The organism is Enterobacter ludwigii (assembly GCF_001750725.1).
GTDB classification, from domain to species: Bacteria; Pseudomonadota; Gammaproteobacteria; order Enterobacterales; family Enterobacteriaceae; genus Enterobacter; species Enterobacter ludwigii.
Genome location: NZ_CP017279.1, coordinates 2,517,501 through 2,536,415, shown reverse-complemented (window position 1 = coordinate 2,536,415; position 18,915 = coordinate 2,517,501). Strand labels below are relative to the sequence as shown.

At 54.1% G+C, this 18,915-nt stretch carries 16 protein-coding genes; 14 read left to right on the top strand and 2 right to left on the bottom strand.

The annotated features are described in order from the left end of the window. Nucleotide 1: 1 nt before the first annotated feature. Nucleotides 2-661 carry a sugar phosphatase gene (locus BH714_RS11875; protein WP_025203583.1) on the top strand — a complete coding sequence of 220 codons (660 nt, stop codon included), beginning with the start codon at nt 2-4 and terminating at the stop codon, nt 659-661. 75 nt (nt 662-736) lie between these two features. Next, nucleotides 737-2,569, top strand: coding sequence for an SLC13 family permease (locus tag BH714_RS11870; protein WP_014171004.1), 1,833 nt, complete (start codon nt 737-739; stop codon nt 2,567-2,569). A 40-nt stretch (nt 2,570-2,609) separates the two neighbouring features. On the opposite strand, the gene yfbR is transcribed toward BH714_RS11870, so the two are convergent. Then, nucleotides 2,610-3,209 carry a 5'-deoxynucleotidase gene (gene yfbR, locus BH714_RS11865; protein ID WP_014171003.1) on the bottom strand — a complete coding sequence of 200 codons (600 nt, stop codon included), beginning with the start codon at nt 3,207-3,209 and terminating at the stop codon, nt 2,610-2,612. A 93-nt stretch (nt 3,210-3,302) separates the two neighbouring features. Then, nucleotides 3,303-4,517, bottom strand: a complete 1,215-nt coding sequence (gene alaA / locus BH714_RS11860; RefSeq protein ID WP_014171002.1) for an alanine transaminase AlaA — start codon at nt 4,515-4,517, stop codon at nt 3,303-3,305. Between the two features lie 941 nt (nt 4,518-5,458). Here alaA and lrhA point away from each other — a divergent pair. From lrhA to nuoL, 12 genes are all read left to right on the top strand, one after another. Beyond that, nucleotides 5,459-6,397, top strand: a complete 939-nt coding sequence (gene lrhA, locus BH714_RS11855) for a transcriptional regulator LrhA (RefSeq protein ID WP_025203584.1) — start codon at nt 5,459-5,461, stop codon at nt 6,395-6,397. A 630-nt stretch (nt 6,398-7,027) separates the two neighbouring features. After that, entirely contained in the window at nt 7,028-7,468 is a 441-nt protein-coding gene (gene nuoA / locus BH714_RS11850; protein WP_014171000.1) for an NADH-quinone oxidoreductase subunit NuoA, read from the top strand. Nucleotides 7,469-7,483: 15 nt separating this feature from the next. Next, complete coding sequence (nuoB, locus tag BH714_RS11845; protein WP_003861482.1) at nt 7,484-8,158, top strand: NADH-quinone oxidoreductase subunit NuoB; 675 nt, start codon at nt 7,484-7,486, stop codon at nt 8,156-8,158. 89 nt (nt 8,159-8,247) lie between these two features. Continuing rightward, nucleotides 8,248-10,050, top strand: coding sequence for an NADH-quinone oxidoreductase subunit C/D (gene nuoC, locus BH714_RS11840; RefSeq protein ID WP_014170999.1), 1,803 nt, complete (start codon nt 8,248-8,250; stop codon nt 10,048-10,050). A 2-nt stretch (nt 10,051-10,052) separates the two neighbouring features. Then, entirely contained in the window at nt 10,053-10,553 is a 501-nt protein-coding gene (nuoE, locus tag BH714_RS11835) for an NADH-quinone oxidoreductase subunit NuoE (protein ID WP_014170998.1), read from the top strand. Continuing rightward, nucleotides 10,550-11,887 carry an NADH-quinone oxidoreductase subunit NuoF gene (gene nuoF, locus BH714_RS11830; RefSeq protein ID WP_014170996.1) on the top strand — a complete coding sequence of 446 codons (1,338 nt, stop codon included), beginning with the start codon at nt 10,550-10,552 and terminating at the stop codon, nt 11,885-11,887. Before nuoE ends, nuoF begins: the two co-directional genes overlap by 4 nt. A 53-nt stretch (nt 11,888-11,940) precedes the next feature. Continuing rightward, the gene (nuoG, locus tag BH714_RS11825; protein WP_040018032.1) at nt 11,941-14,667 is read left to right on the top strand and encodes an NADH-quinone oxidoreductase subunit NuoG; all 2,727 of its coding nucleotides are present in this window, start codon (nt 11,941-11,943) and stop codon (nt 14,665-14,667) included. Beyond that, a complete protein-coding gene (gene nuoH / locus BH714_RS11820) occupies nt 14,664-15,641 on the top strand; it encodes an NADH-quinone oxidoreductase subunit NuoH (protein ID WP_014170994.1) in 978 nt (325 codons plus the stop codon). The genes nuoG and nuoH overlap by 4 nt, the downstream gene beginning before the upstream one ends. 13 nt (nt 15,642-15,654) lie before the next feature. Next, on the top strand, nt 15,655-16,197 hold the full coding sequence (gene nuoI / locus BH714_RS11815) for an NADH-quinone oxidoreductase subunit NuoI (protein WP_003861491.1): 543 nt from the start codon (nt 15,655-15,657) through the stop codon (nt 16,195-16,197). Between the two features lie 10 nt (nt 16,198-16,207). Beyond that, nucleotides 16,208-16,762, top strand: coding sequence for an NADH-quinone oxidoreductase subunit J (nuoJ, locus tag BH714_RS11810; protein ID WP_014170993.1), 555 nt, complete (start codon nt 16,208-16,210; stop codon nt 16,760-16,762). Next, entirely contained in the window at nt 16,759-17,061 is a 303-nt protein-coding gene (gene nuoK, locus BH714_RS11805) for an NADH-quinone oxidoreductase subunit NuoK (protein WP_003861496.1), read from the top strand. Before nuoJ ends, nuoK begins: the two co-directional genes overlap by 4 nt. Further along, nucleotides 17,058-18,899, top strand: coding sequence for an NADH-quinone oxidoreductase subunit L (nuoL, locus tag BH714_RS11800; protein WP_014170992.1), 1,842 nt, complete (start codon nt 17,058-17,060; stop codon nt 18,897-18,899). Before nuoK ends, nuoL begins: the two co-directional genes overlap by 4 nt. The last annotated feature ends 16 nt before the right edge of the window (nt 18,900-18,915 follow it).

Here is an 18,915-nt window from a genome sequence, read left to right as displayed (position 1 = left end):
TGTGCAGTGTAGAGGTTTTCTGTTTGATTTGGACGGTACGCTGGTGGATTCGCTGCCGGTTGTGGAGCGTTCATGGTGCCATTGGGCGGACAGACATGGCATTGACCATCAGGAAGTACTGAATTTTATCCATGGCAAACAGGCCATAACCTCATTGCGGCACTTCTTAGCAGGACGTTCTGAGGAAGAGATTCAGGCGGAGTTCAGCTATCTTGAGCACATTGAAGCCACCGACACGGATGGCATCACAGCGCTGCCGGGGGCGCATGAACTGCTTGAACATCTGAACGAAGCCCAAATCCCGTGGGCGATCGTCACCTCCGGCTCGGTGCCCGTTGCCCATGCCCGCCACAAGGCCGCAGGGTTACCGACGCCCGAAGTGTTTATCACGGCAGAGCGCGTGAAGCGCGGCAAGCCTGAACCGGATGCCTTTTTACTCGGTGCCGAACTGCTTGGCCTGGCACCAGCCGATTGCGTGGTGGTGGAGGATGCGGCAGCAGGCGTCCTGGCGGGGTTGAACGCCGGAAGCCACGTCATCGCCGTTAACGTTCCGGCGGGTTCACCCCGCCTGAACGAGGCGGATCTGGTGCTTAACACGCTGACGGCCATCAACGTTGCGAAGGCACCGGACGGAGTTGTAACCGTCTCGCTTAAAATGTAATCCCATGATATAGCCCCACATTGTTGGGGTTTTTTTATGGCAAAATTTTGTCTCCTCCACTGACAAGGATATGTTGTGAACGGTGAACTGATTTGGGTCCTGAGCCTGCTTTTAATCGCCATCCTTCTCTTTGCCTCAGGCAAGGTGCGCATGGATGCCATCGCCTTGTTTGTCATCGTTGCCTTTGTGCTGAGCGGTACGCTCACGCTGCCGGAGGCTTTCTCCGGATTTAGTGATCCCAACGTTATCCTGATTGCCGCCCTGTTTATTATTGGCGACGGGCTGGTGCGCACCGGCGTGGCGACCATTATGGGGTCGTGGCTGGTCAAGGTGGCCGGCAACAGCGAAACCAAAATGTTGATCTACCTGATGCTGACGGTTGCCGGGCTGGGGGCGTTTATGAGCTCCACGGGCGTCGTCGCCATCTTTATCCCGGTGGTGCTGAGCGTCTCCATGCGGATGCAAACCTCGCCGTCGCGCCTGATGATGCCTCTGAGCTTTGCCGGTCTTATCAGCGGGATGATGACGCTGGTGGCGACCCCGCCGAACCTGGTCGTCAACAGTGAGCTAATCCGCGAAGGGTTTGAAGGCTTTAGCTTTTTCAGCGTGACCCCACTTGGACTGGTGATTCTGGTGCTGGGCGTGGTCTACATGCTGTTAACCCGTTTTGCCCTGAAGGGGGAAAAACAGGATAAAAGCAAAGACGGCTGGAAACGACGGACCTTCCGCGATCTGATCAAAGAGTACCGTCTGACCGGGCGGGCGCGCCGTCTGGCTATCCGCCCCGGCTCGCCCCTCATTGGCCAGCGTCTTGACGACCTGAAGCTGCGTGAGCGCTATGGCGCGAACGTGATCGGCGTAGAGCGCTGGCGTCGTTTTCGGCGGGTGATTGTTAACGTCAACGGGGTGTCGGAATTCCGTGCACGCGACGTTTTGCTGATTGATATGTCCACCGCCGATGTCGATTTGCGCGAGTTTTGCAGTGAACAGTTGCTGGAACCCATGGTGCTACGTGGGGAGTATTTCTCAGACCAGGCGCTGGATGTCGGCATGGCCGAAGTGTCGCTGATCCCGGAATCAGAATTACTGGGTAAAACCGTGCGCGAAATCGGCTTCAGGACCCGCTATGGGCTAAACGTGGTGGGCTTAAAGCGTGATGGCGTGGCGATGGAAGGGGCGGTAGTGGATGAGCCTATCCTGCTCGGTGATATCTTCCTGGTCGTCGGCAACTGGAAACTGATCGGTCAGCTTGGGCAGAAAGGCCGCGACTTTGTTGTACTCAATATGCCGGTTGAAGAGAGCGATGCTTCTCCGGCGCACAGCCAGGCACCGCATGCGATTTTTTGCCTGGTGTTGATGGTCGCACTGATGCTGACTGACGAAATTCCAAACCCCATTGCGGCCATTATCGCCTGTCTTCTGATGGGTAAATTCCGCTGTATTGATGCCGAAAGCGCCTACAAAGCCATTCACTGGCCGAGCATCATTCTGATTGTCGGGATGATGCCCTTTGCCCTGGCGTTACAAAAAACCGGTGGGGTGGATTTGATCGTCAAGGGACTCATGGACGCAGGCGGTGGATACGGGCCTTACATGATGCTGGTCTGCCTGTTTATCATGTGCGCCACGATAGGCCTGTTTATCTCCAATACGGCCACGGCCGTCCTGATGGCACCCATTGCACTGGCGATGGCGAAATCAATGGGGGTTTCGCCGTACCCGTTTGCCATGATCGTCGCTATGGCGGCATCTGCAGCGTTTATGACTCCGGTCTCGTCACCGGTCAATACGCTGGTGCTTGGCCCGGGAAATTACAAATTCAGTGATTTTGTGAAGATAGGCGTGCCCTTCACCGTGCTGGTGATGGTGGTGTGCGTGATACTGATCCCCGTACTGTTCCCGTTTTAAACCCTGATGCCGGGTGGCGACGTCGCGACCCGGCATACCGTCAGAGAGGGGAGTCCTGACTGATCTCGTCCAGCGACAAATGGAAGCTCGGCACAAACACCTGCATGAAATAATCCATCTCTTCGCTGCGGCGTGATTCCAGCGTTTTTTCCAGACGCGTTTTCGCCAGCAGAAATTCGTTATTCCCCGCGGACAGCTCTTCCAGACATTTCAGGTAAGCGCATAGCGCATCCGCCTGCTTAACCAGTAATTTTTCCTCTTCCGTGTACTGATGCTCATCAATCAGCGGCTCAAAAATATCGCGCAGCTCGTCCGGCACCATGTCGATCAGTTTCTGCTGAGCAATCTTCTCAATGGCCTTATATTCCTGGGCTATCTGCGAGTTGAAATATTTCACGGGTGTCGGTAAATCCCCGGTCAGCACTTCCGAGGCATCGTGATACATCGCCAGCAGGGCAATACGTTCAGCGTTAACCTGCCCGTTGAATTTACGGTTTTTAATGGCAGCCAGAGCGTGAGCGACCATCGCAACCTGCAGACTGTGCTCCGACACATTCTCGGTGCGGACATTGCGCATCAGCGGCCAGCGGTTGATCAGTTTAAGGCGGGAGAGGTGGGCAAAGAAATGACTCTGACTCATAGGTTACCTTTTGTCTTCACTGCGACAGACTTCATTGTGCGGGGAGGGGAGGCAAGATGCAAATCAGGCTACCGAAGTAGCCTGATTTTAAGATTACTGGTGGTAACCTGAGAGGAAACGTCCAAAGCGGCTGATGGCCATCTCGAGGTCATCTTCACGCGGCAGGGTAACGATACGCACGTGATCCGGCCACGGCCAGTTAAAGGCGGTACCCTGAACCAGCAGCACTTTTTCCTGCAGCAGGAAATCGAGCACCATCTTCTGGTCGTCATGAATATTAAAGCGTTTCGCGTCGATTTTCGGGAACATGTAGAGCGCGCCGTTCGGCTTCACGCAGGAGACGCCTGGAATATCGTTGATAAGCTCCCACGCACGGTTACGCTGCTCATATAAACGCCCGCCTGGCACGATAAACTCGCTGATGCTCTGATAGCCGCCGAGTGCGGTCTGGATAGCATGCTGCGCCGGCACGTTGGCACATAAACGCATAGAGGCGAGCATTTCCAGCCCTTCAATATAGCCTTTCGCATGTTTTTTCGGGCCGTTTAAGACCATCCAGCCCTGACGGAAACCGGCCACACGGTAGGTTTTAGACAGGCCGTTAAAAGTCACGGTCAGCAGGTCCGGAGCCAGTGCGGCGATAGAGTGGTGCTGCGCCGCGTCATACAGGATCTTGTCGTAAATTTCGTCGGCAAAGATGATCAGGTTGTGCTGGCGGGCGATCTCCACGATCTCCATCAGCAGCTCTTTTGAGTAGACCGCGCCCGTTGGGTTGTTCGGGTTAATAATGACGATGCCGCGCGTGCGTGGGGTAATTTTCGCGCGAATATCATCGAGATCCGGGAACCAGTCAGAGGACTCATCGCAAAGATAGTGCACGGCTTTACCGCTGGACAGGGATACGGCCGCCGTCCACAGCGGATAATCCGGCGCGGGAACCAGCATTTCGTCGCCGCTGTTCAGCAGCGCCTGCATGGCCTGCACGATCAGCTCAGAGACGCCGTTGCCGATATAGATATCTTCAACGGTAACATCACGCATATCGCGCGCCTGGTAGTGCTGCATGATGGCTTTTCGTGCGGAGTAAAGTCCTTTTGAATCGCAATAGCCTTGCGCAGTAGGCAGGTTGCGGATCACATCAACCAGAATTTCATCCGGCGCTTCAAAACCAAATGGCGCAGGGTTACCAATGTTGAGTTTCAGAACCTTATTGCCTTCTTCTTCAAGGCGTTTAGCCTCTTTCAGAACCGGGCCACGGATGTCGTAACAGACGTTATCTAGCTTGCTGGATTTTTCGATAGGGGACATGAACCTTTAACCTTTTCGCGATTGTTGCCACTCCCTGCCGTGGAAGTCAGCACGGAATAATGTACTCCCCCCTCGCTTCGTTTTGAAGGGCGGGCAGGAGAAGATTTTGTGGAGTGAATGAAAATGGAGTGAATCTTTTTCGCTATCAGCGAACAATTTAACTGACGTAAAGTAAGGTTAATGGTGTGAAAATGGGTTTATTGTGCTGTTAAAGAATATAAAAGTTGTATATTGTGCTGATAAAAATAAATAATATCCGCAACCTGCGTGGCAGTTACGCTGAGTGACCTTTCGTAAAACCTGAATGCTTCGTTACGTGGGGTTGTAATAGTGTGCATTGGCTAAAAGTTACTCATGTGAAATTAATGTTAAGTGTTATTAATGAATGGCCTTAATCTAAATTAAAATTTATTTATTATTAACCAACAAAATGCAACTTTAGTTAATTTTAATAAAATTAGTTGAGAAGCTTAACAACCTTCATAAATCCTCAATATTGCAATAAGACTTATAAATAAAGTGGATTTGGGTTAAGATGTCTTTCAGGAAAGCTGGGTACAGATACATATGTATTGTATTTGTGGAACAGGTTTTCTGAATTAATTGATTGTTATTGTTAGAGTTATCTCTGGCCGGAATGGGTTAAACATCTCCTGCTACGTTGACAGCACTGCGAGAAAGATGGCAGAAAGGGTGTATCACCCTTAATGGAATTTACATAAACCTGCAAACATCTAAATATCCTGAACGTTTAAGAGAATAAAAATAACGTCATGAAACGTGCTTTCTGACTGTTGATATTAAAACAGCACAATAACTATCTGTCAGGCAGTCTGCCGGGCCGGGATGCGAGGGAAAACCTTCAGAGGGAATTGCTTAACTGTTACACACACAGCTTCAACCCGGGCAGCTCCGCACGAGCAACCTGAAAGTGAAAAGATATGATAAATGCAAATCGTCCGATAATGAATCTCGACCTCGATCTGCTGAGAACGTTTGTTGCGGTCGCCGATCTCAACACTTTTGCAGCTGCTGCTGCCGCCGTTTGCCGAACCCAGTCCGCCGTTAGCCAGCAAATGCAACGGCTGGAACAACTGGTTGGTAAAGAGCTCTTTGCCCGTCACGGGCGTAATAAGCTCTTAACGGAACACGGTATTCAGCTTCTGGGTTATGCCAGGAAAATACTTCGCTTTAATGACGAAGCATGTATGTCATTAATGTATAGCAACCTGCAAGGGGTGCTAACGTTAGGTGCGTCTGATGAGTCAGCAGACACAATATTGCCATTTCTTCTCAATCGAATTAGTTCGGTTTATCCGAAGCTTGCGCTGGACGTTAGCGTAAAACGAAATGCTTTTATGATTGAGATGTTAAATGAGAATAAGGTCGATCTGGTGGTGACCACGCACCGTCCAGGGCAATTTAATTGCCTGACGTTGCGCACGTCTCCGACGCATTGGTATTGCGCCGCTGAATATGTGCTGCAAAAAGGTGAGCCAATTCCATTGGTATTACTGGATGATCCGAGTCCGTTCCGCGATATGGTGTTGGCGGCGCTCAATGAGGCCAATATTCCATGGCGTCTGGCTTATGTGGCTTCCACATTGCCAGCGGTACGTGCTGCCGTGAAAGCGGGGCTTGGAGTAACGGCCCGTCCGGTAGAAATGATGAGCCCGGATCTGCGCGTACTGGGTAAATCAGATGGTCTTCCTGCTTTGCCTGATACGGAGTATCTGCTCTGCCACAATACGTCCAGCAATAACGAACTGGCGAAAGTCGTGTTCGAGGCGATGGAAAACTACCATAATCCATGGCAGTTCGAACATGTTACCTCCGAAGGGGGGGATGATTCCCTGATCGTTGAAGGGGACTTTGAGTGATCGACAGCTCAAAATTCTGGTAACAATTTGTAAATGTAAAAAAAAGCCACTCACGCGATTTTCGCCTGCAGTGGCTTTTTTTTGGCAGTAATACCCGCGATCACCGCGTGGATTTTTAGGATAGTGTCTATTTATCAGTGAGATAAATGCTTTTGTTCAAATGTTGTGCGTTTCCCGTTCAGTCTCCCTCCAGCTCGCCTCGATGTTAATAAAACAGGAAATATGTTGCTGGTTTTTTGGGTGAATTAACAAAAGCGTGTCTCAGATCAAGAAAATACTCCTCTTTGGGGGGAGGAATCGTTGGCAAATCCTGTCAAAATAGGAGGGTTATTTTTTTTACTTCCAAAACGGACACGATTCAACAACATGCATTTGACGTAAACTCAGGTACCCACCAGGGTTAAAGGGCATCAAATGTTAATGAGAATCGCTCGATGTAATTTAATGTGAAGAAACCTTTGTTAAAGTTGACAAAAGGTTATAGAAAGGAGTAAAAAACCCCATCATTTTGCTGTCTACGTCTCATTTCTGACAGTTAGTGTAAGGTTTTTCGTTCCTCCCCATGAATCGATGTGATGCCCATCTGCCAGCAAGAGCAGTGTCGTAGGTATCACTTTTGATGAGTAAGCAATGAGTATGTCAACATCCACAGAAGTCATCGCTCATCACTGGGCATTCGCAATCTTTCTTATTGTAGCCATTGGCCTGTGCTGCCTGATGTTAGTCGGCGGCTGGTTCCTGGGCGGTCGCGCCCGTGCAAGGCACAAGAACACACCTTTCGAATCAGGTATTGATTCAGTAGGTTCCGCTCGCTTACGCCTGTCTGCCAAGTTTTATCTGGTAGCCATGTTCTTCGTCATCTTTGACGTGGAAGCGCTTTACCTTTTCGCATGGTCAACTTCCATCCGCGAAAGTGGTTGGGTGGGCTTTGTCGAGGCCGCAATTTTCATTTTAGTGTTACTGGCCGGTCTGGTTTATCTGGTGCGTATTGGCGCGCTTGACTGGACGCCTGCGCGTTCACGTCGTGAACACATCAACCCGGAAAACAGTATCTCTAATCGTCAGCAGTAACAGCGAGGCAATAAGATGGATTATACGCTCACCCGCATAGATCCTAACGGTGAGAATGACCGTTACCCCCTGCAAAAACAGGAGATCGTAACCGACCCCCTGGAGCAAGAAGTCAATAAAAGCGTGTACATGGGCAAACTCGAGCATGCCATGCACGATATGGTCAACTGGGGTCGTAAGAACTCCATCTGGCCTTACAACTTTGGCCTTTCTTGCTGCTACGTTGAAATGGTGACGTCATTCACTGCGGTGCATGACGTTGCGCGTTTTGGGGCAGAGGTACTGCGTGCTTCCCCACGTCAGGCTGACCTGATGGTGGTGGCAGGTACATGCTTTACCAAGATGGCACCTGTTATTCAGCGTCTGTATGACCAGATGCTGGAGCCAAAATGGGTTATTTCCATGGGCGCATGTGCAAACTCTGGCGGTATGTACGACATTTATTCCGTCGTACAGGGCGTAGATAAGTTTATTCCAGTGGATGTTTACATCCCGGGTTGTCCGCCGCGTCCGGAAGCTTACATGCAGGCGCTGATGCTGCTGCAGGAGTCTATCGGTAAAGAACGTCGTCCGCTCTCCTGGGTGGTTGGCGATCAGGGTGTTTACCGCGCCAACATGCAGTCTGAGCGCGAGCGTAAACGCGGCGAACGTATTGCAGTAACCAATCTGCGTACGCCTGACGAAATTTAATTTGCGCCTGTGGGCATGGAGTAAACCTTCGCATATCACTACTCAAATAGCGCGAAGCCACGCCCTACAGTCACCACGGACCATTTGCAATGGTGAACAATATGACCGACTTAACCGCGCAAGAAGCCGCCTGGCAAACACGGGATCATCTGGATGACCCTGTCATTGGCGAACTGCGCAACCGTTTTGGGCCGGATGCCTTTACTGTTCAGGCGACCCGCACCGGGGTACCCGTTGTTTGGGTGAAGCGTGAGCAATTACTGGAAGTGGTCGATTTCCTCAAGAAATTGCCAAAACCTTACGTCATGCTGTTTGACTTACACGGCATGGATGAACGTCTGCGTACGCACCGCCAGGGTCTCCCTGCTGCGGATTTTTCCGTTTTCTACCACCTGATCTCAATAGACCGTAATACGGATATCATGCTCAAGGTGGCATTGTCTGAAAACGACATGCATCTGCCGACGATCACTAAACTTTTCCCGAACGCTAACTGGTATGAGCGTGAAACCTGGGAAATGTTCGGGATGACCTTCGACGGCCACCCGCATCTGACGCGCATCATGATGCCGCAGACGTGGACCGGCCACCCGCTGCGTAAAGACTATCCGGCACGTGCGACTGAATTCGACCCGTTTGAGCTGACGAAAGCCAAGCAGGATCTGGAGATGGAAGCGCTGACCTTCAAGCCGGAAGACTGGGGCATGAAACGCGGGACGGAAAACGAGGACTTCATGTTCCTCAACCTCGGTCCAAACCACCCCTCTGCGCACGGTGCTTTCCGTATTATTCTTCAGCTTGATGGCGAAGAGATTGTCGACTGCGTACCGGACATCGGTTACCACCACCGTGGTGCTGAGAAGATGGGCGAGCGTCAGTCCTGGCACAGCTACATTCCGTATACCGACCGTATCGAGTACCTCGGCGGTTGCGTAAACGAAATGCCTTACGTGCTGGCCGTTGAGAAACTGGCAGGTATCACCGTACCGGATCGCGTTAACGTCATCCGCGTGATGCTCTCCGAACTGTTCCGTATCAACAGCCACCTGCTGTATATCTCCACGTTCATTCAGGACGTTGGCGCGATGACCCCGGTCTTCTTTGCCTTTACCGATCGTCAGAAAATCTACGATCTGGTAGAAGCCATCACCGGTTTCCGTATGCACCCGGCCTGGTTCCGTATCGGCGGTGTGGCACACGATCTGCCGCGCGGCTGGGAGCGCCTGCTGCGTGAATTCCTCGACTGGATGCCAAAACGTCTGGCTTCTTACGAGAAAGCCGCACTGCGTAACACCATCCTGAAAGGCCGTTCCCAGGGCGTTGCAGCCTACGGTGCGAAAGAAGCGCTGGAGTGGGGTACGACAGGTGCGGGTCTGCGCGCAACCGGTATTGATTTCGACGTGCGTAAAGCCCGTCCTTACTCTGGCTATGAGAACTTCGACTTCGAAGTCCCGGTTGGCGGCGGTGTTTCCGACTGCTACACCCGCGTGATGCTGAAAGTTGAAGAGTTGCGCCAGAGTCTGCGCATCCTTGAGCAGTGCCTCAACAACATGCCGGAAGGCCCGTTCAAGGCGGATCACCCGCTGACGACGCCGCCGCCGAAAGAGCGCACGCTGCAACATATCGAAACCCTGATCACCCACTTCCTGCAGGTTTCCTGGGGTCCGGTCATGCCGGCGCAAGAATCCTTCCAGATGATTGAAGCGACCAAGGGTATTAACAGTTACTACCTGACCAGTGACGGCAGCACCATGAGCTACCGTACCCGCGTGCGTACACCAAGCTTTGCGCACCTGCAGCAGATCCCGTCCGCCATCCGCGGCAGTCTGGTCTCCGACCTGATTGTGTATCTGGGTAGTATCGATTTTGTTATGTCAGATGTGGACCGCTAATTATGCACGAGAATCAACAACCACAAACCGAGGCTTTTGAGCTGAGTGAAGCAGAACGTGCCGCCATTGAGCACGAGATGCACCACTACGAAGACCCGCGTGCGGCGTCCATTGAAGCGCTGAAAATCGTACAGAAACAGCGTGGTTGGGTGCCGGATGGGGCGATCTATGAGATCGCAAAAGTGCTGGGCATTCCGGCAAGTGACGTAGAAGGCGTAGCCACGTTCTACAGCCAGATCTTCCGTCAGCCGGTGGGTCGCCATGTGATCCGCTACTGTGACAGCGTGGTTTGTCACATTACCGGTTATCAGGGCATTCAGGCAGCGATTGAGAAAAAGCTCAATATCAAGCCAGGCCAGACCACGTTCGATGGCCGCTTTACGCTGCTGCCAACCTGCTGCCTGGGGAACTGCGACAAGGGGCCGACCATGATGATTGATGAGGATACTCACAGTTATCTGACGCCGGAAGCCATTCCTGACCTGCTGGAGCAGTACAAATGAAAACTGTAATTCGTACTGCTGAAACTCATCCACTGACCTGGCGTCTGCGTGATGACAAACAGCCGGTATGGCTCGACGAATACCAGAGCAAAAACGGCTATGCCGGTGCGCGTAAAGCCCTGGGCGGCATGGCACCGGACGACATCGTCAGTGCGGTTAAAGACGCTGGCCTGAAAGGGCGCGGCGGCGCAGGCTTTTCCACCGGTCTGAAGTGGAGCCTGATGCCAAAAGACGAATCCATGAACATCCGTTACCTGCTGTGTAACGCTGATGAAATGGAACCGGGCACCTATAAAGACCGCCTGCTGATGGAACAGCTGCCGCACCTGCTGGTGGAAGGCATGCTGATCTCCGCGTTCGCGCTGAAAGCGTACCGGGGTTACATCTTCCTGCGCGGTGAATACATCGAAGCGGCTGAAAACCTGCGTCGCGCGATTGCCGAAGCCACTGAAGCGGGCCTGCTGGGTAAAAACATCCTTGGCACCGGTTTTGACTTCGAGCTGTTCGTGCACACCGGGGCAGGGCGTTATATCTGTGGTGAAGAGACCGCACTGATTAACTCCCTGGAAGGCCGCCGTGCGAACCCACGTTCCAAGCCACCGTTCCCGGCAAGTTCTGGCGTCTGGGGTAAACCGACCTGTGTAAACAACGTCGAAACCCTGTGTAACGTCCCGGCAATCCTCGCCAATGGCGTGGAGTGGTATCAGGGCATCTCGAACAGTAAAGATGCCGGTACCAAGCTGATGGGCTTCTCCGGTCGCGTGAAGAACCCTGGCGTCTGGGAACTGCCGTTTGGCACCACCGCACGTGAAATTCTTGAAGACTACGCTGGCGGCATGCGTGATGGCCTGAAATTCAAAGCCTGGCAGCCAGGCGGTGCAGGGACCGACTTCCTGACCGAGGCCCATCTTGATCTGCCGATGGAATTCGAAAGCATTGGTAAAGCAGGCAGCCGTCTGGGTACGGCGCTGGCGATGGCCGTCGACCACGAGATCGGCATGGTATCGCTGGTGCGTAACCTCGAAGAGTTCTTTGCCCGCGAGTCCTGCGGCTGGTGTACACCGTGCCGTGATGGTCTGCCGTGGAGCGTGAAGATCCTGCGTGCTATCGAACGTGGTGAAGGCCAGCCTGGCGATATCGAGACACTTGAGCAACTGTGTCGATTCCTGGGCCCAGGGAAAACCTTCTGTGCCCACGCACCAGGCGCCGTTGAGCCACTGCAGAGCGCGATTAAATATTTCCGCGACGAATTCGAAGCAGGCATCAAGCAGCCGTTCAGCAATACCCATGCCATCAATGGGATTCAGCCGAACCTGCTGAAAGCGCGCTGGTAAAACAGAATTTTGATTAACGCTCAGTTACGACTGAGCCAACTGGAAGCATGCTAATGGCTACGATTCATGTAGACGGCAAAGAGTATGAGGTCAACGGGGCGGACAACCTGCTGGAAGCTTGTCTGTCGCTCGGCCTTGATATTCCGTATTTTTGCTGGCATCCGGCGCTGGGCAGCGTCGGTGCTTGCCGCCAGTGTGCGGTGAAGCAATATCAAAACGCGGAAGACACGCGTGGTCGCCTGGTGATGTCCTGTATGACGCCAGCCACCGAAGGCACTTTTATTTCGATTGATGACGAAGAAGCCAAACAGTTCCGTGAAAGCGTTGTGGAATGGTTGATGACCAACCACCCGCACGATTGCCCGGTCTGTGAAGAGGGCGGTAACTGCCACCTTCAGGATATGACCGTAATGACCGGTCACAGCTTCCGTCGCTATCGCTTTACCAAACGTACCCACCGCAATCAGGACCTGGGGCCGTTCATCTCTCACGAAATGAACCGCTGCATCGCCTGCTACCGCTGCGTGCGTTACTACAAAGATTACGCAGACGGACAAGATCTGGGCGTGTATGGCGCGCATGACAACGTCTACTTCGGTCGTCCGGAAGACGGTACGCTGGAAAGCGAATTCTCCGGTAACCTGGTCGAGATTTGTCCAACCGGCGTCTTCACCGATAAAACGCACTCCGAGCGTTACAACCGTAAGTGGGACATGCAGTTTGCACCAAGCATCTGCCAGCAGTGTTCGCTGGGCTGTAACACCAGCCCGGGTGAGCGCTATGGCGAACTGCGTCGTATTGAAAACCGTTATAACGGTACCGTTAACCATTACTTCCTGTGCGACCGCGGTCGTTTCGGCTACGGCTACGTGAACCTGAAAGACCGTCCACGTCAGCCCGTTCAACGCCGTGGTGATGACTTCATCACCCTGAACGCTGAACAGGCGATGCAGGGCGCGGCAGATATTCTGCGCCAGTCGAAGAAAGTGATCGGTATCGGCTCCCCGCGCGCCAGCATCGAAAGTAACTTTGCGCTGCGTGAGCTGGTTGGGGCGGAAAACTTCTACACCGGTATCGCTCAGGGCGAGCAGGAACGTCTGCAGCTGGTACTGAAAGTGCTGCGTGAAGGCGGTATTCATACCCCAGCGCTGCGTGAAATTGAATCTTATGATGCGGTTCTGGTGCTGGGTGAAGATTTGACGCAGACCGGCGCTCGCGCTGCCCTGGCGGTTCGTCAGGCGGTCAAAGGTAAAGCACGTGAAATGGCGGCGGCTCAGAAAGTGGCTGACTGGCAGATTGCGGCAATCCTCAACATCGGTCAGCGTGCGAAGCATCCTCTGTTTGTGACCAACGTCGACAACACGCGTCTGGACGATATCGCGGCGTGGACCTACTGCGCGCCGGTTGAAGACCAGGCCCGTCTTGGCTTTGCGATTGCTCATGCGCTGGACAGCAATTCTCCGGCCGTTGAAGGTCTCGATCGCGACCTGCAGAACAAGGTTGATGTGATTGTTCAGGCCCTGGCGGGTGCGAAGAAACCCCTGATTGTTTCCGGGACTAACGCCGGTAGCGCGGAGATCATTCAGGCTGCCGCGAACGTGGCTAAAGCGCTGAAAGGCCGTGGTGCAGACGTTGGCGTGACCATGATTGCCCGTGCGGTGAACAGCATCGGTCTGGGAATGATTGGCGGTGGCTCTCTGGAAGCTGCGTTAAGCGAACTGGAATCCGGTGCCGCTGACGCCGTTGTGGTGCTGGAAAACGACCTGCATCGCCATGCTTCTGCCGCACGCGTTGACGCAGCACTCTCCAAAGCGCCGCTGGTGATGGTTATTGACCATCAGCGCACCGCGATTATGGACAAAGCGCACCTGGTGCTCTCTGCGGCAAGCTTCGCGGAAAGCGACGGTACGGTTATCAACAACGAAGGCCGCGCACAGCGTTTCTTCCAGGTGTATGACCCGGCGTACTACGACAGCAACACCATAATGCTGGAAAGCTGGCGCTGGCTGCACTCTCTGCACAGCACCGTTCAGAGCCGTGAAGTGGACTGGACGCAACTCGACCATGTTATCGACGCGGTCGTGGAAAAACTGCCTCAGCTGGCTGGCATCAAAGATGCGGCTCCTGACGCAAGCTTCCGTATTCGTGGCCAGAAACTGGCGCGTGAACCGCACCGTTACAGCGGTCGTACCGCGATGCGTGCCAACATCAGCGTTCACGAACCTCGTCAGCCGCAGGATAAAGACACGATGTTTGCCTTCTCAATGGAAGGGAACAACCAGCCGTCTGCACCGCGCTCTCAGGTTCCGTTCGCATGGGCACCAGGCTGGAACTCCCCGCAGGCATGGAACAAATTCCAGGCTGAAGTGGGCGGCTCTCTGCGCCACGGTGACCCGGGCGTGCGTCTGATTGAAGCTTCCGACACCGGTCTGGACTTCTTCACCACCGTGCCGGCGAGCTTCCAGGCGCAGGAAGGGAACTGGCGTATTGCGCCGTACTACCATCTGTTCGGCAGTGATGAGCTGTCTCAGCGTTCTCCGGTATTCCAGAGCCGCATGCCGCAGCCGTACATCAAGCTTAACCCGGCAGATGCCGCGAAGCTTGGCGTTAACGCGGGTGCGAACATCGCCTTTAGTTACGATGGCCAGACAATCAGCTTGCCGCTGATTATCTCTGAAAGTCTGACAGCAGGGCAGGTGGGTCTGCCGATGGGTATGCCTGGCATCGCGCCGGTACTGGCGGGTGCGCGTCTTGATAATCTGCAGGAGGCAAAAGCATGAGTTGGTTAACGCCGGATCTTATCGACATCCTGCTGAGCATTCTGAAAGCGATAGTTATCCTGCTGGTGGTCGTCACCTGCGGCGCGTTCATGAGCTTTGGTGAACGTCGTCTGCTCGGTCTGTTCCAGAACCGTTACGGACCGAACCGCGTGGGCTGGGGTGGTTCACTCCAGCTGGTAGCGGACATGATCAAGATGTTCTTTAAAGAGGACTGGATCCCGCGCTTCTCTGACCGTGTGATCTTTACTCTGGCACCGATGATCGCCTTTACCTCGCTGCTGCTGGCGTTCGCGATTGTTCCTGTCAGCCCGACCTGGGTGGTGGCTGACCTGAACATCGGCATTCTGTTCTTCCTGATGATGGCAGGCCTCGCCGTGTATGCGGTGCTGTTCGCGGGCTGGTCCAGTAACAACAAATACTCCCTGCTGGGTGCGATGCGTGCTTCTGCGCAGACGCTGAGCTACGAAGTATTCCTGGGGCTTTCCCTGATGGGTGTGGTGGCGCAAGCCGGTTCATTCAACATGACCGACATCGTCAACAACCAGGCTGACATCTGGAACGTTATCCCGCAGTTCTTTGGTTTTATTACCTTTGCTATCGCGGGCGTGGCGGTGTGTCACCGTCACCCGTTTGACCAGCCAGAAGCCGAACAGGAACTGGCCGACGGTTACCACATCGAATATTCCGGTATGAAATTCGGTCTGTTCTTCGTGGGCGAGTACATCGGTATTGTCACCATTTCCGCGTTGATGGTAACGCTGTTCTTTGGTGGCTGGCATGGCCCGTTCTTACCGCCGTTCATCTGGTTCGCGCTGAAAACCGCGTTCTTCATGATGATGTTCATTTTGATTCGCGCAGCGTTACCGCGTCCGCGTTATGACCAGGTAATGTCCTTCGGCTGGAAAGTGTGCCTGCCGCTGACGCTCATCAACTTGCTGGTAACGGCGGCTGTCATTCTCTGGCAGCAGCCATAAGGGGCTATAGACCATGACCTTAAAAGAATTATTGGTAGGTTTCGGCACTCAGGTACGCAGTATCTGGATGATCGGCCTGCACGCGTTTGCCAAACGCGAAACCCGGATGTACCCGGAAGAGCCGGTATATCTGCCGCCGCGCTACCGTGGCCGTATCGTGCTGACGCGCGATCCGGACGGTTCAGAGCGCTGCGTTGCCTGTAACCTGTGTGCGGTAGCGTGTCCGGTGGGCTGTATCTCTCTGCAGAAAGCAGAGACGGTAGATGGCCGCTGGTATCCTGAGTTCTTCCGCATCAACTTCTCACGCTGCATTTTCTGCGGTCTGTGTGAAGAAGCGTGCCCAACCACGGCGATTCAGCTGACCCCGGACTTCGAACTGGGTGAGTATAAGCGTCAGGACCTGGTGTACGAGAAAGAGGATCTGCTGATTTCCGGTCCGGGCAAATACCCGGAATATAACTTCTACCGGATGGCGGGTATGGCAATCGACGGCAAAGATAAGGGCGAAGCAGAGAACGAAGCTAAGCCTATCGACGTCAAGAGCCTGTTACCGTAAGGAGAGGGCAATGGAATTCGCTTTTTATATCTGTGGCCTTATCGCCATCCTGGCTACGCTGCGAGTGATTACGCACACCAATCCGGTGCATGCGCTGCTGTACTTAATTATCTCGCTGCTGGCTATTTCCGGGGTGTTCTTTGCGCTGGGCGCGCACTTTGCTGGTGCGCTGGAGATCATCGTCTACGCCGGGGCCATCATGGTGCTGTTCGTCTTCGTGGTGATGATGCTGAACCTGGGCGGCTCTGAAATTGAGCAGGAACGTCAGTGGTTAAAACCGCAGGTCTGGATTGGCCCGGCGATCCTGTCGGCCATCATGCTGGTGGTCATTGTTTACGCCATTCTGGGCGTGAATGATCAGGGCATCGACGGCACGCCAATCGGCGCTAAAGAGGTGGGTATTACGCTGTTTGGCCCATACGTCCTGGCGGTTGAACTGGCCTCTATGCTGCTGCTGGCGGGCCTGGTTGTTGCCTTCCACGTTGGCCGCGAAGAGCGTGCTGGTGAGTTGCTGAGCAACCGCACTGACGACCGCGCGAAAAGAAAAACGGAGGAACGCGCATGATCCCCTTAACACATGGACTGATCCTCGCTGCGATTTTATTCGTTCTGGGCTTAACCGGTCTGGTTATCCGCCGCAATCTGCTGTTTATGCTGATCGGTCTGGAAATCATGATTAACGCCTCCGCGCTGGCCTTCGTGGTCGCCGGAAGCTACTGGGGCCAGACCGATGGTCAGGTGATGTACATTCTCGCCATCAGCCTCGCGGCTGCCGAAGCGAGTATTGGCCTGGCGCTGTTACTGCAGCTCCATCGTCGCCGCCAGAACCTGAACATCGATTCAGTAAGTGAGTTGCGTGGATGAACATGCTTGCCTTAACCATTATTTTTCCGCTGATTGGCTTCGTGCTGCTGGCGTTTTCTCGTGGCCGCTGGTCTGAGAATCTGTCCGCCACCGTCGGCATGGGCTCTGTGGGTCTGGCTGCGCTGGTGACAGCGTATGCGGGTATCGACTTCTTTAATAACGGGCGTCAGGCCTTCAGCGTACCGCTGTGGACCTGGATGTCGGTCGGTGATTTCAACATCGGTTTCAACCTGGTGCTGGATGGTCTCTCTCTGACCATGCTCTCCGTGGTGACCGGCGTGGGCTTCCTGATCCACATGTTTGCCTCCTGGTATATGCGCGGTGAAGAGGGTTACTCCCGCTTCTTCGCCTACACCAACCTGTTTATCGCGAGCATGGTTGTTCTGGTGCTGGCCGATAACCTGCTGTTGATGTATCTCGGCTGGGAAGGCGTGGGTCTCTGCTCTTATCTGCTGATCGGCTTCTACTATACCGATCCGAAGAATGGCGCAGCGGCCATGAAAGCGTTTGTCGTGACCCGTGTGGGTGACGTCTTCCTCGCCTTCGCGCTGTTCATTCTCTACAACGAACTGGGCACGCTGAATTTCCGCGAAATGGTGGAACTGGCGCCAGCGCACTTCGCTGCCGGCAATGACATGCTGTGGTGGGCAACGCTGATGCTGCTGGGTGGTGCCGTGGGTAAATCCGCGCAGCTGCCGTTGCAGACATGGCTGGCCGACGCGATGGCAGGTCCAACGCCTGTCTCCGCGCTGATCCACGCCGCAACCATGGTTACCGCTGGGGTCTACCTGATTGCGCGTACGCATGGTCTGTTCCTGATGACGCCGGAAATTCTGCATCTGGTGGGTATCGTTGGTGCGGTAACGCTGGTGCTGGCAGGCTTTGCCGCGCTGGTGCAAACCGACATCAAACGCGTTCTCGCGTACTCCACCATGAGCCAGATTGGTTATATGTTCCTGGCACTGGGTGTTCAGGCATGGGACGCAGCCATTTTCCACCTGATGACGCACGCGTTCTTTAAAGCGCTGCTGTTCCTCTCATCCGGTTCCGTGATTCTGGCCTGCCACCACGAGCAGAATATCTTCAAGATGGGCGGACTGCGTAAGTCCATTCCGCTGGTTTATGTCTGCTTCCTGGTGGGCGGCGCGGCGCTGGCGGCACTGCCGCTGATTACCGCGGGCTTCTTCAGTAAGGACGAAATCCTTGCCGGTGCCATGGCGAATGGTCATATCAATCTGATGGTTGCGGGTCTGGTCGGTGCGTTCATGACCTCCCTGTATACCTTCCGTATGATTTTCATCGTATTCCACGGTAAAGAACAAATTCACGCTCACGCAGGGAAGGGGATTACTCATCACCTGCCGCTGATTGTGCTGCTGGTACTCTCCACCTTCGTTGGCGCACTGATTGTGCCACCGCTGCAGGGCGTACTGCCGGACACCACCGAGCTTGAGCACGGTCGCGTTCTGACGCTTGAAATCACCTCGGGTGTGGTCGCTATCGCGGGCATCCTGATCGCAGCATGGCTGTGGCTGGGCAAACGTACGCTGGTGACTGCCGTTGCCAACAGTGCGCCAGGCCGCCTGCTGGGGACCTGGTGGTACAACGCGTGGGGCTTCGACTGGCTGTACGACATGATCTTCGTCAAGCCGTTCCTGGGCATTGCGTGGCTGCTGAAACGCGATCCGCTGAACTCCCTGATGAATATCCCGGCGATCCTTTCCCGCTTTGCAGGTAAAGGCCTGCTGTTCAGCGAGAACGGTTACCTGCGCTGGTATGTGGCGTCCATGAGCATCGGTGCGGTTGTCGTGCTGGCGCTGCTGATGGTGTTGCGTTGATCGTTAAGTGAATTTT

Excerpts from the sequence above, each read along its gene's own strand:
- yfbR (WP_014171003.1), bottom strand. The coding sequence starts at position 3,209 with ATGAGTCAGAGTCATTTCTTTGCCCACCTCTCCCGCCTTAAACTGATC.
- alaA (WP_014171002.1), bottom strand. The coding sequence starts at position 4,517 with ATGTCCCCTATCGAAAAATCCAGCAAGCTAGATAACGTCTGTTACGAC.
- lrhA (WP_025203584.1), top strand. The coding sequence starts at position 5,459 with ATGATAAATGCAAATCGTCCGATAATGAATCTCGACCTCGATCTGCTG.
- nuoA (WP_014171000.1), top strand. The coding sequence starts at position 7,028 with ATGAGTATGTCAACATCCACAGAAGTCATCGCTCATCACTGGGCATTC.
- nuoB (WP_003861482.1), top strand. The coding sequence starts at position 7,484 with ATGGATTATACGCTCACCCGCATAGATCCTAACGGTGAGAATGACCGT.
- nuoC (WP_014170999.1), top strand. The coding sequence starts at position 8,248 with ATGGTGAACAATATGACCGACTTAACCGCGCAAGAAGCCGCCTGGCAA.
- nuoE (WP_014170998.1), top strand. The coding sequence starts at position 10,053 with ATGCACGAGAATCAACAACCACAAACCGAGGCTTTTGAGCTGAGTGAA.
- nuoF (WP_014170996.1), top strand. The coding sequence starts at position 10,550 with ATGAAAACTGTAATTCGTACTGCTGAAACTCATCCACTGACCTGGCGT.
- nuoG (WP_040018032.1), top strand. The coding sequence starts at position 11,941 with ATGGCTACGATTCATGTAGACGGCAAAGAGTATGAGGTCAACGGGGCG.
- nuoH (WP_014170994.1), top strand. The coding sequence starts at position 14,664 with ATGAGTTGGTTAACGCCGGATCTTATCGACATCCTGCTGAGCATTCTG.
- nuoI (WP_003861491.1), top strand. The coding sequence starts at position 15,655 with ATGACCTTAAAAGAATTATTGGTAGGTTTCGGCACTCAGGTACGCAGT.
- nuoJ (WP_014170993.1), top strand. The coding sequence starts at position 16,208 with ATGGAATTCGCTTTTTATATCTGTGGCCTTATCGCCATCCTGGCTACG.
- nuoK (WP_003861496.1), top strand. The coding sequence starts at position 16,759 with ATGATCCCCTTAACACATGGACTGATCCTCGCTGCGATTTTATTCGTT.
- nuoL (WP_014170992.1), top strand. The coding sequence starts at position 17,058 with ATGAACATGCTTGCCTTAACCATTATTTTTCCGCTGATTGGCTTCGTG.